The following is a 19,346-nucleotide window of genomic DNA, read 5'->3' as shown; positions in this document are numbered from 1 at the left end:
CTCTCTTTTCCTCTAGAATTTCCGCCATTCGGGTCGTGCTGAATCAAAGCAACGTCAGGCAGAACCACGACATTAAAGAATCATCTTCGATAAATAATCAGCATTGATAAAGGATAAGTGCCATGAGCGAAAGATTTCCGCACGGCTTTATGTGGGGCGGGGCCACCGCAGCGAATCAGGTCGAAGGGGCCTACAATACCGACGGCAAGGGACTGTCGATTGTGGATGCCATTCCCGGCGGTAAAGCGCGTTTAAATATCGTGGCTTCCGACGCGTTTGACTTCACGCTGGATGAGCAGCGCTACACCTATCCTAACCATAAAGGCATCGATCACTACCATCGCTTCCGTGAAGATATTGCGCTGTTTGCCGAGATGGGCTTCAAATGTTATCGCTTTTCTATTGCCTGGACGCGCATCTACCCGAACGGCATTGAGTTGGAGCCCAACGAAGCGGGGCTGAGTCATTACGAACAGGTGATTGATACCTGCATTGCCCACGGCATTGAGCCCGTGATTACGATCTCTCACTATGAGATGCCGCTGCACCTTGCCACCGTCTTTGGCGGCTGGAAAAACCGTGAGTTAATTGGTCACTTCGAGCGCTTTGCCCGCACGGTGTTGGAGCGCTTCGGCCACAAAGTGAAGTACTGGATGACCTTTAACGAGATCAACAGCGCGGCCCACTTCCCGATCATGAGTCAAGGGCTGACGGTGCAGACCGGTGCGCTGGATCCACAGGCGAAATTCCAAGCATGGCATAACCAGTTTGTCGCCAGCAGTCTGGCGGTGAAAATTGCGCACGAGACCCATCCGCAGATCCAGATCGGCTGCATGATTCTGTTTGCCACTCACTACGCCTATGACTGCAACCCCATCAATCAGTTGGCGGCGCTGAAAGAGACGCAGTCATTTAACTTTTACTGTGCGGACGTGCAGGCGGGCGGGAAATATCCCTACTACGCGAAAAGCCTGTGGCAGTCGCTGGGCGTCACGCTGGATATTCAGCCGGGAGATCTGGAGCTGATTAAGCAGCACACCGTCGACTATATCGGCTTCAGTTATTACATGTCTTCCACCACCTATAAAACTGACCCAGATGCGGCAACTGCCCACGGTAACCTGCTGGGCGGGGCACGTAATCCGTTCCTGGAAGCCAGTGAATGGGGATGGGAAATTGATCCGGTGGGGCTGCGAATTGCGCTCAACCAACTGTATGACCGCTACGAAAAACCGCTGTTTATCGTCGAAAACGGTCTGGGTGCGGTGGATAAGCCGGATGCAGATCGCTACATCGCCGATGACTATCGCATCAACTATCTGCGTCAGCACATCGAAGCAATGGCAGACGCGATTGCCGACGGCGTTGAGCTGATGGGATATACTCCGTGGGGCTGCATCGATTTGGTTAGCATGTCTACCGGCGAGATGAGCAAACGCTACGGCTTTATCTACGTCGAACTGGATGACACGATTTCCGGCAGCGGCAACCGCTATAAGAAGAAATCGTTCCACTGGTATAAGAAAGTGATTGCCACCAACGGTGGTGATATCAGTTAAATCAAGGCTTCCCGATGCTGAGGGAATAGGCATCGGGAATGTTTTTGTGTGGTATTCATTTATACCCCTTTATCAACCCTACCAGGGGGCCGCAAACATTGCTTTCATAAAGGATTCGGAATGATAAAAGAGCTGTGCATCAAGCAAGGGGGAGCCGTTCAAGCTCTGTGACCCACTAATGGGCGTTGTAAGAATGTGGATACTCCGCTCGGCTAAATTTTATAAGATCGATTAGAATTTTCCTAAAAAAATGGATAAAATACCAGCATTCTACCGTTGAATACCTTCGTCATACCCCATGTTGGGTATGCAGTGATGATTTTATGGGACATACGGAATTCGTGCTATGAATGATAATGATGATTCACTATTTAAAAATAATAGCCTTTCTCTTCAACAAAAATTAGAGCGTGCTCGCACAGAGCTTCTTGATTTATCTGCGCGTAATAAACTCCTCAATATTCCACGTTCTAAAACAGCAAAGCTATTAGAAATTGTCGATGAAAGATCTACGGATATATATCGTTTACTGGTTAAAGAAGGAAAAGTATTTACTTTTCTACCCGGACGAGTTGGAAGAAAGGGAGAGTTAATTGATGATGAAGATATTGAAACGGATTCGGATGACGCTCTTGTAGGTGAGCAGTTTTTTGCTTTTGATGAAGATGTTGATAAAAATGCCAGCCGTGCTGAGCATCAGGATACAAAACTGCAAACACGATTAACTCCACAAGGTCTGCAGAAACGATTATTAGATCTTTATCATGATTCTAAAACATTAGAAGAAGAGCAGGGCGTAAATATATTGTACCTGACGCTCGGAACCTTAAAATGGATTGATCCTAATAACAAAGAAAATATCAGATATGCTCCTTTAATTTTGATACCTGTATCTCTTGAACGTGGAACTGCTGGCGATAGATTTAAACTGCAGGTAAGACAGGAGGAGATCATTGAAAATCTTTCGCTAGAAGCATATCTCCAGCGTACGCATGAGATTTTATTACCTAAGTTTAATACAGATGAAGAATTGGATCTTTCCAATTATATCGATGAGGTTGCTCAGGCTGTACAGATAAAACCTGATTGGGGCGTTCAAGAAAACGATATTACGTTGGGATTCTTTTCCTTTGCTAAGTTCCTTATGTATCGGGATTTAGATCCAGAAAACTGGCCTGAGAATGACAATATAACAGATCAACCACTTATTCAGTCACTCATGGTCGATGGTTTTAATGAAAAGGATGAAACGCTTTCAGATGATGCATCGATAGATCCCTTCATTTCTCCGAAAGATATGCTTCACATCATGGATAGTGACACCTCTCAAACTCTTGCTATCCACGATGTTCGTAGAGGGAAAAATCTCATCATTCAGGGGCCGCCTGGAACAGGTAAATCTCAGACGATTGCGAACGTAATTGCTTCTGCAGTGGCTGATGGCAAAACAGTATTGTTCGTAGCAGAAAAAATGGCTGCGCTTGAAGTGGTTAAACGCCGTCTTGATTATTCGGGAGTGGGCGATGCATGTTTAGAGTTGCATAGTAATAAGGCGAACAAAAGGGTCTTCCTGGAAGAATTAAAGAGGGTTTGGGAGTTAGGATCACCAAGAGGTGAATTTCCAGACACATTAGTTGAAAACTTAACGGATGCAAGGGATAAACTGAACGAGCATCCTGCAAGGTTACACAAGATATATCATCCTTCCACTTTGTCTCCCTATCAGGTAATGGGGCACCTTGTCCGGTTACGTCAGTTAGGACAAGCTCCGACCTATTTTAGTCTCGAAAATTTTGAACATTGGAATGATGACGATCTTAAGAAACGTCTTGATCTCGTAAAAGAGATTGTTGATCGCATCCAAGATATTGGTTTGCCTAATCAGCATCCATGGAATGGTGTTGGTCTTGAGCAGATCTTACCTATGGATGTAGAGAAACTACTTCCACGTCTGCAAGAAATTGAAGGGGATATTGCACGCATTACAAATGATGTAGCAAGTCTGTCTGCTGAACTTGCAGTGATTCCTGTTCTGGAAACATTCTCCTCAGTCGAGAAATTAGTTGAAGTTGCTGAATGCATCAATAAAGGGCCAGACTTATCACCGAAAGCGCTTACTTCAGCAGTTTGGCATGATAGCGTACCTGCAATTAAACGCCTTATTGCGTTGGGCAAGCAGTATCAGCAAATTCGCTTAGACCTTGAAAAAGATATAACAGCCGAAGAGATTGAGACTTCGGTTATTGAGCTGGAAGATGCACTGACCAGGCTTCCCCAGGATTTTCAGGTTAACGGCTTTTCAGTCGCTACTTCTCTGGTAAAACCCTTAGCTAAGTTACGCCTTGATGCAGCTCGCCTACATGAAGAACTTAGTACTCAGGAAGGATATTACACAGTTCAAGAAATAGAACGACTTATCGCACTGGGCGAAAGAATTGCAGCAGCTCCTAATGCCAGTCCCGATGCCTTTATTGCGTCAGTCTGGGATCATGGTGTTGAGAAAGCTGCTGAGCTGGTTGAGTCGATAGCTTCGTTCAGAGCCGTTAGTGAAGTTCTTAGCCCTAAAATCAATGAAGTTGCTTGGAGTACAAATGTTCTGGAGGCCAGAAATATTCTGGCGAGCCATACGGGTATTTTTCGCTTCCTAAATGGAAACTGGAGAAAAGCGAAGGCACTGGTTGGCTCTTTACTGCGTGATCGCTCCTTGCCTATTGACCAGCAGGTGTTATTGCTGGACGAGCTTATTAAAGCGCAAGGAGAGAGGAAAAAAATCCAGGAAGGCAATGATTTTGGTCATTCTGCTTTCGGTAGCGATTGGCGTGGTGAAAAAAGTGACCGTTCTCCTTTAATGGCATTAGTTGAATGGATGAGAACGCTTCGTGACGTAGGGCCTGAAGCTCGATTGTTAGCCAGTCGACTCGTTGACCGCGAGGATGTGAAACTCCGGACGCAACAATTGAACCAGTTACTCCAGCAGGTTCGGTCCCAATTGGATGTTCTCTGGAGTTCATTTGGGTTATCACCTGAGGAACACTTTACCAACCAGATATCTATAACCCGTGTTTCATTAGTTTTCATTGAACAAAAAATCCAACACCTTATAGAGGTGGATGAACAATGCGCTCGTGTGATGGTGAAACCACCTGCTCGTATAGATGAGCGTTGCCAGTTAGTCACTCGGATGATTGATCTGCAGAAACTTATTATTGAACTGCGTGCGGAAACTCCGATTGCTGAAAGTGCTTTTGACGAACAGTGGAAAGAGTTGTCATCTGATTGGGATTACCTTGGTCTGGCTTGTTCTTGGTTAGAGCAGAATAGCGCACTACGCTTTGTGGCAGCAAAACTGACGAACAGAGCTGAAACTGCCCAGATTGCACAAGAAACTCACCAGTTCAGCCAAAAAATAGTTAATGAACTGGAACAAATTGCGAAGGAGTTAAAAGGAACGGTTAAAACCCTTTTCGGATCATCATCTGATGAATTGAAAATATCAGTTGCGTGGGAGAAGCTTCAAATATGGATTGCGAATTCAGAGCAACTCTCTAAATGGGTTGCGTATCAGCATCGTGTCGCTCAGGCTCGAAAATATGGATTATCTGAGGTAGTAGAAAAACTCGCCTGTGGGGGGCTTTCGCTAAATTCTTCGATTTCCGCCGTAGAGCGTACCTATTTTGAGTCGTTACTTAAGGTTATGGCTCTTGAAGAACCCGATTTGGTTCGTTTTGATGGTGAGCTTCACTCTCGTCAGGTTACAGGATTCGCAGAGCTTGACCTTAAACGAATCAAAGCTGCCAGCCTTGAGGTTGTGCGTGCTCACCATAGGCAAATACCATCCAAGAGTGGTGGTGTTGGCCCTGTTGGTGTTTTGCGTTCAGAAATGGTGAAAAAAAGAGGTCATTTGCCGATTCGTCAGTTAATGCTAAAGGCTGGCGTGGCGATTCAGGCTTTAAAGCCAGTAATGATGATGAGTCCTTTATCCGTTGCCCAATTCCTTATCCCTGGCAGACAGAAATTCGATCTTCTGGTTATGGACGAAGCAAGTCAGATACAGCCAGTTGATGCAATTGGCGCAATTGCTCGCTGTAAACAGGTCGTAGTTGTTGGGGATGAACGCCAGCTTCCACCAACACGATTCTTCGCTAAAATGACAGAATCTGCCGCTAATGACGATGATGATGAGGTGTCTCAGGTCGCTGATATAGAGAGTGTGCTGGGCTTATTTGTTGCCAGAGGGTTACCTCAACGTATGTTGAGATGGCACTATCGTAGTCGTCATCAATCATTGATTGCTGTATCCAACAGTCAGTTCTATGAAAATAAACTATTTATTGTACCGAGTCCGTATACTCAGGAAGCGGGTATGGGTTTGCAATTCCACCATATTCCAGATGGTGTATTCGAATCAGGCGGAAAGGGAACCAATACTGTAGAAGCTAAAGCTGTCGCTAAAGCAATCATGGAACATGCTCGCAAATATCCTGAACAGTCGCTCGGTGTTGCAACATTTTCTGTTTCCCAACGCAAAGCTATTCAGGATGAACTTGAGCTATTACGTCGCTTGAACCCCGATCTGGAAGAGTTCTTTAATGCCCATCCGAGTGAGCCTTTCTTTGTTAAAAACCTTGAGAACGTGCAGGGGGATGAGCGTGATGTGATTATAATATCCGTTGGCTATGCCAGAAATGCACAAGGATACATGGCGATGCGTTTTGGTCCTCTGGGGTCTGAGGGAGGGGAACGAAGGTTGAATGTGTTAATCAGTCGAGCCAAACGGCGATGCGAGGTTTTCGCCTCAATCACAGATGAAGATATTGATTTGGAACGAGCAAAGGGTAAGGGCGTATTTGCTTTTAAACTCTTCCTGCAATATGCACGTACTGGGCGTATATCTTTAGCTCAGCGTTCAGAAAAAGAAATGGATAGTATATTTGAAGAGCAGGTTGCTAATGCGCTGCAGAAAGCTGGTTATCAAGTCCATCCTCAGGTCGGTATCGCTGGATTCTTTATAGATTTAGCTATCGCCGATCCAGATATGCCGGGGAGATACATGATCGGTATTGAATGCGATGGTCGTGCTTATCACTCATCACGCTCTGCTCGTGAACGTGATCGCTTGCGTCAGGCTGTACTTGAAGATCATGGCTGGATTATCCACCGTATATGGAGTACCGATTGGTTCCATCGCCCAGAGGAACAACTGGAACGTACACTTCAAGCTATAGAGTCGGCAAAAAAAGAGCTATCAGACCGAACTGAACAATTACGGCAGAGGGCACGTGCAGTACCTGTTGAGATTGTTACTGTTGATAGAGGGCCTATAGTTGAGATTGGCCTTGTTGATTCGGATATTCGAAATGAATCTGAAATTGCCTACCTGGAGGCAACTCCTGCAGCTAATATGAGTTATGAACTGCATGAAACTCCTTTAGGTATTCTCAGCGAAATGGTGGAACAGATTGTTGAAGTTGAATCTCCAATTCATCTAAGTGAAGTTATTACTAGGTTACGAACAGCTTGGGGATTGCAACGCGCAGGAGCTAGGATTGAGGCTGTTGTGAACAGGGCTGTTAATTTAGTCTGCAACAAAGGTAACATTCTTCAGGATGGACAATTTTTAGTACATCAGAAGTCAAAGATTATCTTACGAAACCGACAGCATGTTCAGTCATCGGGATTGCGTAAATCTGAAATGTTACCTCCTCAGGAAATAGCCGTAGGAATCGTTCAGGTAGTCAAAAATAACCTTGGTGCAACAGAAGATGAGATAATTATGTCTCTCTCTAGATCTTTCGGATTTAAAGCAACCAGTGGAACCCTACGCAAGGTCATTTCAGAGGTTATTGAACAGCTTCTGTTTAAAGGAGCTATCCTTAGAGAAGATACTCTACTCGTTGAAAATAAAGAGGCAGTCACAGAGTAATTCAGGCCTCTCACGAACCCCATGCTTTGAGTGGGGTTCGTGAGCCACTCAGGGTTACTAATAAATTACAGACCGTGTACATCGTTGACTTTAAAGGGTTTATCAGAAGGTTTAGGGTTGCGTTTTTTTCCTGTCATTAAGAGGCATAGGGTGGTTGCACCATAATTGAACTCAAATGACCCCAGATAAGACGTTACTAACTGAATAGTGTATTTAGTCCTGAAATCAGGCCACCGTTCCCCCGAGACCAGAAATTTATCGTCCAGACTTAACCCAAAGACGTAGTCTGCGCAGGCATAGTGCTTTACACTGCGCGCTGCAAAAACTGAGTAGATAAACGATTAAGTAGGCGACAATGGCGATGAACGGAACGATCACAACCTGGTTTAAAGATAAAGGCTTTGGATTTATCAAAGATGAAAACGGCGATAACCGTTATTTTCATGTGATTAAGGTCGTCAACCCTGATCTGATTAAGAAAGATGCGGCGGTCACTTTCGAACCCACGACGAATAACAAGGGATTGTCAGCTTATGCTGTGAAAGTGGTACCGGAAAGCAAATACATCTATATCGCGGGCGAGCGCATTAAGCTCACGTCGATCAAATCTTATCTGGTTTACAGTGAAGAAGTGCCTGTCGATATCCGCATTGATAAAGAAAATACGGTGCTGTCTGTGGGGGCACTGATGGGTAGCATCAGGCCGAAATCAACCGCTCAGCCGGGTGAAATGCGCTCGCTGAAAAAACTGGCGATCACCACCTTCCAGGGAACGACGTTAATCTTCTCGGAAGATGAGATAGACATCGATGCCACGGCGAAACTGCTCAAGGTCTGACATCATTCGGACTGATCCTGTGCCGAAATCTCTGCGCTACTCATTAGCAGAATTTCGGCATTGTTTCTGCTAGCCCCTCCAAACTCACTCCACACCGCGATCGGCCCCTGCAACCTGGTGCAGCCTCAAAAATTACAGGTATAATCCCACATATTATTCAACGGGTTTAGGAACGAAGATGACAAAGCTCACCTTACAAGAGCAGATGCTAAAAGCGGGATTAGTGACCAGCAAAAAAATAGCCAAAGTCCAAAGAACGGCGAAGAAATCACGCGTTCAGGCTCGTGAAGCAAGAGAAGCTGTGGAAGAAAATAAAAAAGCACAGCTTGAGCGTGATAAACAGCTAAGTGAACAACAAAAACAAGCGGCTTTATCTAAAGAGTATAAAGCGCAGGTGAAGCAGCTTATTGAAATGAATAGAATCACTATTTCAAAAGGCGATATTGGTTTTAACTTCACCGATAATAATTTAATTAAGAAAATAACGGTGGATAAGCTGACTCAGGCTCAGCTTATTAGCGGTCGCCTCGCCATTGCTCGTTTGATGGTTGATAGCAGCGGTGAGAATCAATACGTTATTATCCCTGCAAGCGTAGCCGATAAAATTGCACAGCGCGATGCGAGCAGTATTGTATTAAATAGTGCGCTGAGTCAGGAAGAGCAAGACGAAGAGGATCCGTACGCTGATTTTAAAGTGCCCGATGATCTAATGTGGTAATTAACGTTTTGCCGATGCGTATATAGATGAAAAGCCCTTGCGGGCTTTTCATTAAGGCTTATGTATCGCTCAACCCGGGCGGAACCCGCTTCAAGTGATCCATGTGGCGACGTTATTTAGCCAAGAGTTCTTTGCGGACGATTGCCGCGCCGGCACTTAACGCATTGAGCTTGCCTCTTGCGACGCGACGAGATAAAGGCGTCATGCCACAGTTGGTAGACGGATAGAGCTTGTCAGCATCCACAAACTGAAGGGCTTTTCGTAACGTATCGGCGACTTCCTCTGGCGTCTCAATGGTATTGGTTGCCACGTCAATGGCACCTACCATCACTTTTTTACCGCGAATGAGTTCAATAAGGTCCATTGGAACCCGAGAGTTCTGGCATTCCAGTGAAATGATATCAATCGCCGATTTTTGCAGCTTAGGAAAAATTTCTTCGTATTGGCGCCACTCGGATCCCAGCGTCTTTTTCCAATCCGTATTGGCTTTGATGCCATAGCCATAGCAAATATGTACCGCAGTTTCACATTTAAGCCCTTCAACGGCTCGTTCTAACGCGGCAATGCCCCAGTCATTCACCTCATCAAAAAACACATTAAAGGCAGGCTCATCAAACTGGATAATGTCGACACCCGCAGCCTCTAACTCTTTAGCTTCTTGATTAAGAATTTTGGCGAATTCCCAGGCGAGTTTTTCGCGACTTTTATAGTGGCTATCATAGAGCGTATCGATCATCGTCATTGGGCCAGGCAGAGCCCATTTAATAGGTTGCGTGGTTTGCTGACGTAAAAATTTGGCATCTTCAACAAAAACGGGCTTCTGGCGAACCACAGCGCCAATGACTGTCGGTACACTCGCATCATAGCGATTACGAATTTTAACGATCTCACGTTTCTCAAAATCAACACCGCTGAGGTGCTCAATAAAGGTCGTGACAAAATGTTGGCGCGTTTGCTCGCCATCGCTAACAATATCAATCCCTGCCTGTTGTTGATCCGCCAGACTCAAACGCAGCGCATCTTGTTTGCCCTCAATCAGTTCATCGCCTTGCAATTTCCAAGGGGACCACAGTGTCTCAGGCTGCGCCAGCCAAGAAGGTTTCGGTAAGCTGCCAGCCGTGGAGGTAGGTAACAATATTTTCATAATAATCGGTGACCTTGTGTGTTTGATTAATCAAAGAACGTAATTAGCAGACCATTGCTCAAGAATTGCGTGGTATGGTTTGATGAAGTTTTTCTCAGTAAACTTTCCCTGCTCGATAGCCAACAGGCTACGTTCTTCTCTATCGTAAACAATTTGAGTGAATGAATGATCCTGATGATTCAGGCTTGGCTGATAGCATTGGCCTGCCGGAGAATTGGCATTGTAAATCTCAGGTCGGTAAATCTTTTGAAAAGTCTCCATCGTGGCGATGGTGCTGATCAGCTCAAGATTCGTGTAATCACTCAGTAAGTCACCAGAAAAATAGAAAGCTAAAGGCGCGACGCTATTTGGCGGCATAAAATAGCGAGCCTGCAATCCCATTTTATGGAAGTATTGATCGGTCAATGAATATTCATCTTGCTGGTATTCGACGCCTAACACAGGGTGCTGATTGCCAGTCCGATGGTAGGTGTTTTTACTTGAAACGCTCAGGCAGATAACTGGCGATTTACTAAATCTATCTTTGTAACAATCTGAATTTACGAAGCATTTAAAGATATTGCCATGCAGATCGCCAAAGTTATCGGGAGTGCTAAATCCGGGGTGGTTCTTATTATGATCTGATAGCAAGACGCTAAAATCATAATCTCGCACGTAGGAGGAGAAGTTATTTCCTACAATGCCTTCAATGCGCTCGTTAGTTTTTTTATCAACAATATTGGTTTTCAATATTTCAATGACGGGGAAACTGTCGCCATTACCTTCTATATCAACCTCAACGGAAATGATATCAAGTTCGACAGAATAGCGATCCCCTTTGGGGTTATCCCAACTTGCTAGGGAATTGAAACGATTGTCAATCATCGTTAAGGCGTTGCGCAAGTTCTCCTGGCGATTTTTTCCTCTCGCCAAGTTCGCAAAGTTTGTCGTGATACGCGTGTTTTCGGAGGGGTTATAATTTTCATCGAAACACGTGTTCTTAATCGTAAAGGTAAAATTCTTATTCATCGCGATCTCGCATCCTAATTCTTGATATAAAACCTGAAATTATTGCTTGCTTTGCCAAGGTTTTCAGGTTTTATAATTTTGCAGGTTTCATATTGTCTATAGTATTGCACAATTTATGCCAGACACATCGAGTGAGTAAAAGTGATTTAATTTCAATAGACATGAGCCATCTTCATGACCTGGTGTATGGTTCGAGTCGGTGTGGTTGTTGTCGGTATTAAATAACCTGTTTTATGTTTTAGATTCATGTGGTTAGATGTCATTAACTGCATGATTTATGGTAAGGTGCTAGTATCAATAGATATAGACCTTAACCCTTGGGGACGACGTATGAGCAATGAAATACCACTTAAATTTTATGACATCACGGATGAGTATGCGACGGAATCTGAAAAGCCGGTGAGCGAGTCAGAACGTGACGCTCTGGCGCGCTATTTCCAACTGCTGATCACTCGCTTAATGAATAACGAAGAGATCAGTGAAGAGGCGCAGAAAGAGATGGCCAGTGAGGCCGGTATCGACGCGTTTCGTATTGATGAAATCGCGACATTCCTGAATCAATGGGGCAATGAATAACGCTTGTTTAGGGCGTTTGGAAACAAGCAACATTGAGGTTGTGATGTTCGCGTCCCGCTTAGGTTGCCATAAGCGGGATTTTTCAATTTGGCTGGGGCAGGGCGATGGGCGTATTTGATTTATATACCCTACTGGCCTGTCTGTGGCTGTAACTGTAACTGATAAATCCATGCCGTAACCTGCTGGTCTTCCGCTGTAGTAACCACAACCTCAACGCGATCGTAGCCGTCTTCAAATTCATCCAGCATTGGCCAGTGCGCTTCGAGATTATCAGATAAAAATAGATAACCGTTGACGCGCGACCCGTGATCATCCAGCACGATCCCCGGAAAATCTGCGGCAGCACCCCAGCCACGCTCATAAAACGTGCCTGTCACGTAACCCGGCAGCCAGTCTCCACCGATGTTTTCCAGAATATAGGCATTTTCGTGGCCTGGGCGCAGCGTCCCGTAGACAAACAAGCGTTCCATTTTCCCTCGTCAATCAAAACAATGAATACCCAGCGGGTGAAGAATAATGCTCACGTTAGGGTTTAATAATGCGGTTCGCAACAGAATCTTCACCGCTGATGAGGGGAGCGGAGTGAATTGTGTTCTCCGCATCTGGTGCTGGGGGCTATCAGCCATCCATTCGATCTGGTGTTTGTCGCGGTGACAACGACGTCATTCAACCTGACGTTATTCGTAGTATATTGAGAGCATTGTTTACTATCAGGCTGAGTACATGTCTTACTCCATCGGTGAATTTTCCCGGCTTTGTGGGATAAATGCGACGACGCTCCGCGCTTGGCAGCGTCGTTACGGCCTGCTCAAACCGATGCGCACAGACGGTGGCCACCGGTTGTACAGCGATGACGATGTCCAACAGGCGTTAAAAATTCTCGACTGGGTGAAAAAAGGGGTCCCGGTCAGCCAGGTGAAACCGCTACTGGCTCGCCCAGGTACGCGTCGAACAAATAATTGGCTTGCCCTGCAGGAAAGCATGTTGCAGCGGTTGAAAGAGGGAAAAATCGAATCCCTGCGCCAGCTGATTTACGACGCGGGCCGCGAGTATCCGCGTACGGAACTGGTCCGTGAAGTATTGCGCCCGCTGCGCAGCAAAGTCTCGGCCAATATTCCGGCGATGATGACCCTGCGCGAAATTCTCGACGGCATCATCATCTCCTACACGTCGTTTTGCCTTGAAGGGGATAAAAGAGCGCCAGGTGATAACTATCTGATTACCGGTTGGCATCTGAGCGATCCGTGCGAAATTTGGCTCGAAGCGCTCATGCGCACCGGTCAGGGGCTTCGCATTGACGTCCTTCCCGTACCGCCAGCCACTCTGGCACCGGAGATTTTCCCGGAGCGAAAATGGCTGCTGGTCACCACCGGTAAACTCACCGCGGCTCGCAAAAAACAGATTGACCTTTGGCAACAGCACGTCGCTTCCTTAGACGTCATTCCTCTGTAATTCCGCTTTTTTCATCTCGCAATCCTTCACTTCGCTGCCACCTGCAAAGGTGGCGGGCGGGTGACGTCGTCTAAGAATAGAAAGTTCCACCTATAAAATTGATGTAAATAATCTATTGAAATTATTATTAAATAAAAAATAACTCCGTTAAAACTTGGACAAATAAAAATAATTGTGTAGATTTTAATTATGCGATTACGCCACGTTGTTCCAAGCTCAGGTGAGACTCATGAACACATTGTCATCCGTCATCAACCGATTTGTGGATTACTACGCCGAGCTGGATACCCAGCAGCCATCGGTGCTGGCTGCGATTTATCATCCGGATGCTTCACTTATCGACCCGTTTGGTGAACATGAGGGGCTGGCTGCGATCCAGCGTTACTTCACCCATCTGCTGGCTAACATTGAGCAGTGCCGCTTTTCCATTGACTCCCCCCTCAGCAGCGGCCATTGTTTTGCCGTAACCTGGACTATGCACTGGGCCCACCCGCGAGTTGCTGGGGGAGAGGCGCTTACCCTACAGGGATGCTCAATCGTGGATATTCAGGACGATCTGATTATTCGCCAGCGCGATTATTACGACGCCGGAGAGATGATCTACGAACACCTGCCGTTACTGGGCTGGGCGGTGCGCGGTGTGAAAAGGAGGGTGCGTTCATGAAAACGGTCCTCATCACGGGTGCAAGCTCTGGCATAGGCGAGGGGCTCGCAAAGTCCTGGGCCGATGACGGTTACCGCGTCATCGCTTGCGGGCGAGATCCAGAGCGTCTGGAGGCGTTACACCAATACAGCCCAAACATTACGGTTAGGTCGTTCGATATGACCGATCCTGAGGCCTGCCGTCAGGCGCTGTCCAACTGCGCTGCCGATTTGGTCATTCTCTGTGCGGGAACCTGTGAATATCTGGATCATGGCGTTGTGGATGCCGCGCTGGTGGAACGGGTGATGACCACCAATGTTCTGGGGCCGGTAAACTGTCTGGCTGCGCTACAGGGGCAGTTGGTTTCGGGAAACCGCGTGGTGCTGGTCAGCTCCATGGCACACTGGCTGCACTTCCCACGGGCAGAGGCTTATGGTGCATCGAAAGCGGCGCTGACCTGGTTTGCCAATAGCCTGCGTCTGGATTGGGAGCCAAAAGGGATTGCCGTCACGGTCGTCTCGCCGGGCTTTGTTGACACGCCACTGACCCGCCAAAATGATTTTTCCATGCCCGGTCAGGTGAGCGTAGATAGCGCTGTGGAGGCTATCCGTCGTGGTCTGGCTAAAGGGAAAGATCACATCGCATTCCCGACAGGTTTCAGCCTGATTTTGCGCCTGCTGGCAGGGCTGCCTAATTTTCTTCAACGCGCGTTGCTGCGCAGGATGGTGCGTTTATGAACATTGCTATTATCGGCAGCGGTATTGCCGGGTTGACTTGTGCCTGGCGACTGGCCGGACACCATCAGGTTACGCTTTTCGAGGCCGAACCCACGTTAGGTGGGCATACCGCTACGGTTGATGTCACCACTCCGCAGGGGATGTATGCCATCGATACCGGGTTTATCGTCTATAACGACCGCACCTATCCGCGTTTTATGGGCCTGCTCAGCGAGTTGGGCATCCGTGGGCAAAAAACGCAAATGAGCTTCTCCGTGCACAACCCAGAGAATGGTCTGGAGTATAACGGCCATACTGTCGCTTCGCTGTTTGCCCAGCGCCGTAATCTTGTCAATCCGACATTCTGGGGGCTGCTGAAATCGATCGTACGTTTTAATCGATTGGCAAAAGAAGCGTTGGCGGGTGAGGTGGACGAGAGCGCTACGCTACAGACTTTCCTCGATCGGCACCATTTTAGTGGTTTTTTCGCCCGTCATTACATTTTGCCGATGGGGGCCGCTATCTGGTCGTCGTCGCTTCAGGAGATGCGCCGCTTCCCGCTACCGCTGTTTTTGCGTTTCTTTGAGCACCACGGTCTGCTGGATATCGCTCATCGTCCGCAGTGGTACGTGGTGCCCGGCGGTTCGCGGGAGTACATTCGCGCTATGCTGGCACAACTGGGCGATCGCCTGACCCTTCATCTTAACGCGCCAGTGCAGAAGGTGATGCGCCACGACGGAGGCGTTCAGATCCAGCTTGAGGGATCGAGCTATACGTTCGATCAGGTGATTTTCGCCTGCCACTCCGCGCAGGCATTGGCGATGCTTGACGAGCCGACGCCGGCCGAGCGTGAGGTGCTGGGGGATATCGGCTGGCAGCGTAACGAGGTGGTGTTACACAGCGACCCAAGCTGGCTGCCGGTACGCCAGCGCGCCTGGGCCAGTTGGAACTATCGCCTGAGTGAGCGTGAACAGGATAGTGCCTGTGTCACCTATAACATGAATATCTTACAAGGGTTGCCAGAGGGCAGCCCCCTGTTCTGCGTTACCCTGAATCCGGAAACACCGATTGACGAGCGCTATGTCTGGAAGCGCTTTGTCTATGAGCACCCGCTGTTTAACCCCAAAAGCTGGCGCGCACAGGCGCGGCGCAGTGAGATTAACGGCTGTCAGCGGAGCTGGTATTGCGGGGCTTACTGGTACAACGGTTTTCATGAAGACGGCGTACGTAGCGCACTCGATGTGGTGAAGGGGATCGCCGCCGCAGGAGAGGGGAACTGAAATGAACAGTTGCCTGTATCAGGGGGTTTTACGCCATCGGCGGCTCCAGCCGAAAGTGCACCATTTTCGCTACAGCATGTTTATGGCTTGGCTCGATCTGGATGAACTCGACATGCTGCCATCGGCAGGCATCCGCCGTAACCGATTTGCCGCTGCCGCTTTCCACGATGCGGACTATCCGCTCGGCACGCCGCTCAAAGAGAACGCCCTTGACCGGCTTGAAAGCCTGACCGGCGAGCGACCTGATGGACGGGTTATGCTTCTGACCCAGTTGCGCTATTTCGGGTTCCACTTTAATCCGGTCAATTTTTACTACTGCTATGACCATATGGGCATCCTGCGCTGGATACTGGCGGAGGTGCGCAATACCCCGTGGAACGAGCGACATTACTATGCGGTCGATGGTCATGCGGTAGATGGTCAGGAGGCCCGCCCGTTGGAAAAGGCGTTCCACGTCTCTCCCTTTAACCCGATGGACATGGTTTACCACTGGCGTTTCAACAGCCCCGGTAAAACGCTGCATATGCATATCGAAAATCATCAGGAATCCAAAGTATTCGATGCCACGTTGGTGCTGCGCCGTGAACCACTGACGCGCGCAAACCTGACGTCACTTCTGCTGCGTATACCGTTGATGACGCTGAAAACTGTGTTCGCTATTTATTGGCAGGCGCTGCGGCTATGGCTTAAGCGTGTGCCGCTGTACAACCATCCCGTCAGCAGGAGTGAACGCTCATGACCGATCCCGTCTTTGCGCTTGAACCCGACATCCCGCGCAACGCTCGTATCGCACGTTGGCTGCTCTTTCGTTTGCTAAGTGGTATCCGCGAGGGTGCGATCACGGTACGTGAAGGGGCGCAGACTTTTCATTTTGGCGATGCTGCCGCCACACTGCGCGCCGACGTGCAGATCCTTGCTCCAAGCGTGTACTGGCGTTTGCTGACAGGCGGTAGCCTCGGCGCTGCTGAAGCCTGGATAGACGGCGAGTGGGAGACGAATCAGCTTACCCCGCTGTTGCAGATTCTTGCGCTCAACAGCAAAGTGCTAGAGCAGATGGAAAGCGGCTTTCGTCTGCTGGGTAGGCCGATTGAGCGACTTCGCCATTGGACGCGGCGCAACCATCGGCAGCAGGCGCGGGAAAACATCGCTGCCCATTACGATCTGGGCAATGAGTTCTACGCACATTTTCTCGATGAGGAAATGCTCTACTCCAGTGCACTGTTCACCGCCGACGAGCAGGATCTTACGCTGGCCCAGCGGGCAAAGATGACCCGTCTGTGTGAACAACTGACGCTGACGGCCAGCGATCACCTGCTGGAAATCGGCACCGGTTGGGGGGCGATGGCGGAGTTCGCCGCTCGTCATTACGGCTGCCGCGTCACCACTACCACGCTGTCGCAGGAGCAGTACGACTGGGCGAAAGCGCGGATTGCCCGCGCGGGGTTGCAGGATCGGGTGCATGTCCTGCTGTGTGACTACCGCGATCTGACCGGCGAGTTCGATAAGCTGGTGTCGGTCGAGATGATAGAAGCGGTAGGGCAACGCTACCTGCCAGCCTTTTTCCGCACCTGTCAGGCACGTTTGCGCCCGGGAGGAAAAATGGTGATTCAGGCCATCACCATTCAGGATCAGCGCTACCGCGACTACAGCAAAAGCGTCGATTTTATCCAGCGCTACATCTTCCCCGGCGGTTTTTTACCAAGCATTACGGTGATGAGTGAGCTGATGACGCGACACACCGATTTTGTCGTCCGCAATCTGTTCGACATGGGGCCTGACTACGCTCGCACGCTGGCACAGTGGCGGCAGCGGTTTGTACACGCCTGGCAGGATATTGAAAAGCTCGGTTTTGATGACCGGTTTCGTCGTATGTGGCTCTACTACTTTGGCTACTGCGAAGCCGGATTTAATGCACGTACTATCAGTGCGGTGCAACTGACCGCGGAGCGCGTATGAAGCGCTATGTGCAGGTCTTTCTGATGGCAATAGCGTTCGATCTTTACTGGACGCTGGTGGTGTTGTTTCGTGAACGAGGCCTGTTTTTGTGGCTTGCTCTCGCGATACTGGCCTGCCTGATGCTGTCGCCTGCACACCGTCTTTACGCTCTCCTGCTCGCCGCGGCGGGGAGCGGTCTTGATGCGTTCTGGGTGTGGACGGGGCTGATCGACTTTGACGGCGACGCGCTGCTGCCGCTGTGGATGGTGGCGCTGTGGTTGATGTTCGCTACCATCTGGACTGAACTGACCCGCACGACCACGCTGCCTGTGTGGCTACTGACGCTGCTGGCGACCTGTGGCGGGCCAGTGGCGTACATCATCGGTGAACGTCTGGGCGCGATGACCTTCCTGAAGCCTGACATTATCGTCGCCAGTTGGATGGCGTCGGGCTGGCTGATTCTGATGCTGTTTTTCCACATGTTGATGGGGAAGCGACAATGAGAACCGCGTTATTGATGTTGCTGTGGCTGACGGCCATCACGCCCGTCGCCCATTCCGCCGACTGGTTAAGCTGGCGCAAAGTGGGGGATGCAACCCTAACCTGGGGGCCGTTCACCGTCTATACCTCCCAACTGCTCACGCCGGACGGCCGGTATAACGGTCCAGAACAGGATCTGGCGTTGATTATTACCTACAAACGCAATATCGACCGCGACGAGCTGGTAGAGGCCACTCGCGATCAGTGGCAGGCGCAGGGCGTTCTGGCGCGTGAACCGCAGAGTGAATCCTGGCTGCGCATGCTGCATTCCCTCTGGCCCGACGTCACACCGGGGGCGCAACTGGCCTTTGTGTTTAACGGTAAGCAAGGGCAATTTTGGTATCGCGCCTTGGCATCACAAAAAAGTTTTGTCCCGCTCGGTCCGAGCCAGCCTGCAACCTTCAGTACATGTTTTCTGGCCATCTGGCTCGATCCTCGCACGCAATATCCCGGACTGCGTCAGCAGTTGATTGGAGGTAAAAAATGAAACGTATTCTGACACTGTGCCTGATGCTGGTAATGCTGACAGGCTGCAGCACAGAGGTTACTGACTACCGACACCAACAGCCGTCGCTAGATATCTTCCAGTATTTTCAGGGGAAAACCGAAGCGTGGGGTATGGTGCAGGATCGCAGCGGTAAACAGTTGCGTCGTTTCCACGTCGACATCACCGGTAACGTCATCGGCGACACGCTGACGCTTAACGAGCATTTCGTCTATGACGATGGTGAGCAACAACAGCGCGTGTGGCATATCCGGCGCATCGCTGCCGATCGCTACGAGGGCACCGCGGGCGATATTGAAGATGTGGCGACAGGTCAGGCTGCGGGCAATGCTTTTAACTGGCGTTACAGTATGAACGTTAAAGCTGACGGCCGTACCTGGCTGTTACACTTTGACGACTGGATGTACCTACAGGATGGCACGCATCTTTTTAATAAAACAGAGATGAAGAAATTCGGGATCACCGTCGGGACGGTCACGCTTTTCTTCACCCGAAATACGCAGTAAAGA

17 protein-coding genes are annotated in these 19,346 nt (G+C 49.0%); 14 read left to right on the top strand and 3 right to left on the bottom strand.

What is annotated here, in order from left to right; all coding sequences use genetic code 11:
• Positions 1-122: 122 nt before the first annotated feature.
• The 4 genes from IG609_RS13040 (at position 123) to IG609_RS13025 (ending at position 9,038) form a co-directional block, all read left to right on the top strand.
• Positions 123-1,559: a glycoside hydrolase family 1 protein gene (locus IG609_RS13040; protein WP_193398906.1), complete on the top strand. Its 1,437-nt coding sequence runs from the start codon at positions 123-125 to the stop codon at positions 1,557-1,559.
• A 346-nt stretch (positions 1,560-1,905) separates the two neighbouring features.
• Complete coding sequence (locus tag IG609_RS13035; protein ID WP_193400844.1) at positions 1,906-7,482, top strand: DUF3320 domain-containing protein; 5,577 nt, start codon at positions 1,906-1,908, stop codon at positions 7,480-7,482.
• A gap of 355 nt (positions 7,483-7,837) precedes the next feature.
• Positions 7,838-8,320 (top strand): cold-shock protein, encoded by a 483-nt coding sequence (locus tag IG609_RS13030; RefSeq protein WP_193398903.1) that lies wholly within the window; start codon positions 7,838-7,840, stop codon positions 8,318-8,320.
• 178 nt (positions 8,321-8,498) lie between these two features.
• Positions 8,499-9,038 carry a DUF2058 domain-containing protein gene (locus tag IG609_RS13025; protein ID WP_193398902.1) on the top strand — a complete coding sequence of 180 codons (540 nt, stop codon included), beginning with the start codon at positions 8,499-8,501 and terminating at the stop codon, positions 9,036-9,038.
• Between the two features lie 112 nt (positions 9,039-9,150).
• On the opposite strand, the gene IG609_RS13020 is transcribed toward IG609_RS13025, so the two are convergent.
• The gene (locus tag IG609_RS13020; RefSeq protein WP_193398900.1) at positions 9,151-10,182 is read right to left on the bottom strand and encodes a methionine synthase; all 1,032 of its coding nucleotides are present in this window, start codon (positions 10,180-10,182) and stop codon (positions 9,151-9,153) included.
• Between the two features lie 30 nt (positions 10,183-10,212).
• A complete protein-coding gene (locus IG609_RS13015) occupies positions 10,213-11,190 on the bottom strand; it encodes a DUF1852 domain-containing protein (RefSeq protein WP_193398899.1) in 978 nt (325 codons plus the stop codon).
• A gap of 330 nt (positions 11,191-11,520) precedes the next feature.
• Between IG609_RS13015 and IG609_RS13010 the strand changes: the two genes are divergently transcribed.
• Positions 11,521-11,766: a YmjA family protein gene (locus IG609_RS13010; RefSeq protein ID WP_193398898.1), complete on the top strand. Its 246-nt coding sequence runs from the start codon at positions 11,521-11,523 to the stop codon at positions 11,764-11,766.
• A 128-nt stretch (positions 11,767-11,894) separates the two neighbouring features.
• Here IG609_RS13010 and IG609_RS13005 read toward each other — a convergent pair whose 3' ends face one another.
• A complete protein-coding gene (locus IG609_RS13005) occupies positions 11,895-12,236 on the bottom strand; it encodes a gamma-glutamylcyclotransferase family protein (protein ID WP_193399964.1) in 342 nt (113 codons plus the stop codon).
• 253 nt (positions 12,237-12,489) lie between these two features.
• On the opposite strand from IG609_RS13005, the gene IG609_RS13000 reads away from it, so the two are divergent.
• The 9 genes from IG609_RS13000 to IG609_RS12960 all read left to right on the top strand — a co-directional run bounded on the left by IG609_RS13000 (position 12,490) and on the right by IG609_RS12960 (position 19,343).
• Positions 12,490-13,218, top strand: coding sequence for a MerR family transcriptional regulator (locus tag IG609_RS13000; RefSeq protein WP_014914870.1), 729 nt, complete (start codon positions 12,490-12,492; stop codon positions 13,216-13,218).
• Between the two features lie 229 nt (positions 13,219-13,447).
• Positions 13,448-13,882 carry a nuclear transport factor 2 family protein gene (locus IG609_RS12995; RefSeq protein WP_193400842.1) on the top strand — a complete coding sequence of 145 codons (435 nt, stop codon included), beginning with the start codon at positions 13,448-13,450 and terminating at the stop codon, positions 13,880-13,882.
• Complete coding sequence (locus tag IG609_RS12990) at positions 13,879-14,598, top strand: SDR family NAD(P)-dependent oxidoreductase (RefSeq protein ID WP_193400840.1); 720 nt, start codon at positions 13,879-13,881, stop codon at positions 14,596-14,598. The genes IG609_RS12995 and IG609_RS12990 overlap by 4 nt, the downstream gene beginning before the upstream one ends.
• Positions 14,595-15,857, top strand: coding sequence for an NAD(P)/FAD-dependent oxidoreductase (locus IG609_RS12985; RefSeq protein WP_193400838.1), 1,263 nt, complete (start codon positions 14,595-14,597; stop codon positions 15,855-15,857). Before IG609_RS12990 ends, IG609_RS12985 begins: the two co-directional genes overlap by 4 nt.
• 1 nt (position 15,858) lies before the next feature.
• On the top strand, positions 15,859-16,596 hold the full coding sequence (locus tag IG609_RS12980; RefSeq protein WP_193398890.1) for a DUF1365 domain-containing protein: 738 nt from the start codon (positions 15,859-15,861) through the stop codon (positions 16,594-16,596).
• Positions 16,593-17,813 (top strand): SAM-dependent methyltransferase, encoded by a 1,221-nt coding sequence (locus IG609_RS12975; RefSeq protein WP_193400836.1) that lies wholly within the window; start codon positions 16,593-16,595, stop codon positions 17,811-17,813. The genes IG609_RS12980 and IG609_RS12975 overlap by 4 nt, the downstream gene beginning before the upstream one ends.
• Entirely contained in the window at positions 17,810-18,295 is a 486-nt protein-coding gene (locus IG609_RS12970; RefSeq protein ID WP_193399958.1) for a DUF2878 domain-containing protein, read from the top strand. Before IG609_RS12975 ends, IG609_RS12970 begins: the two co-directional genes overlap by 4 nt.
• Positions 18,292-18,819, top strand: coding sequence for a hypothetical protein (locus IG609_RS12965; RefSeq protein WP_193399957.1), 528 nt, complete (start codon positions 18,292-18,294; stop codon positions 18,817-18,819). Before IG609_RS12970 ends, IG609_RS12965 begins: the two co-directional genes overlap by 4 nt.
• On the top strand, positions 18,816-19,343 hold the full coding sequence (locus IG609_RS12960; protein ID WP_193398886.1) for a DUF3833 domain-containing protein: 528 nt from the start codon (positions 18,816-18,818) through the stop codon (positions 19,341-19,343). Before IG609_RS12965 ends, IG609_RS12960 begins: the two co-directional genes overlap by 4 nt.
• Positions 19,344-19,346 lie beyond the last annotated feature (3 nt).

Source organism: Pectobacterium quasiaquaticum (assembly GCF_014946775.2).
Classification (GTDB): domain Bacteria; phylum Pseudomonadota; class Gammaproteobacteria; order Enterobacterales; family Enterobacteriaceae; genus Pectobacterium; species Pectobacterium aquaticum.
Note: the sequence above shows the minus strand (reverse complement) of the source record. Positions and strands in the feature narration are given on the sequence as shown.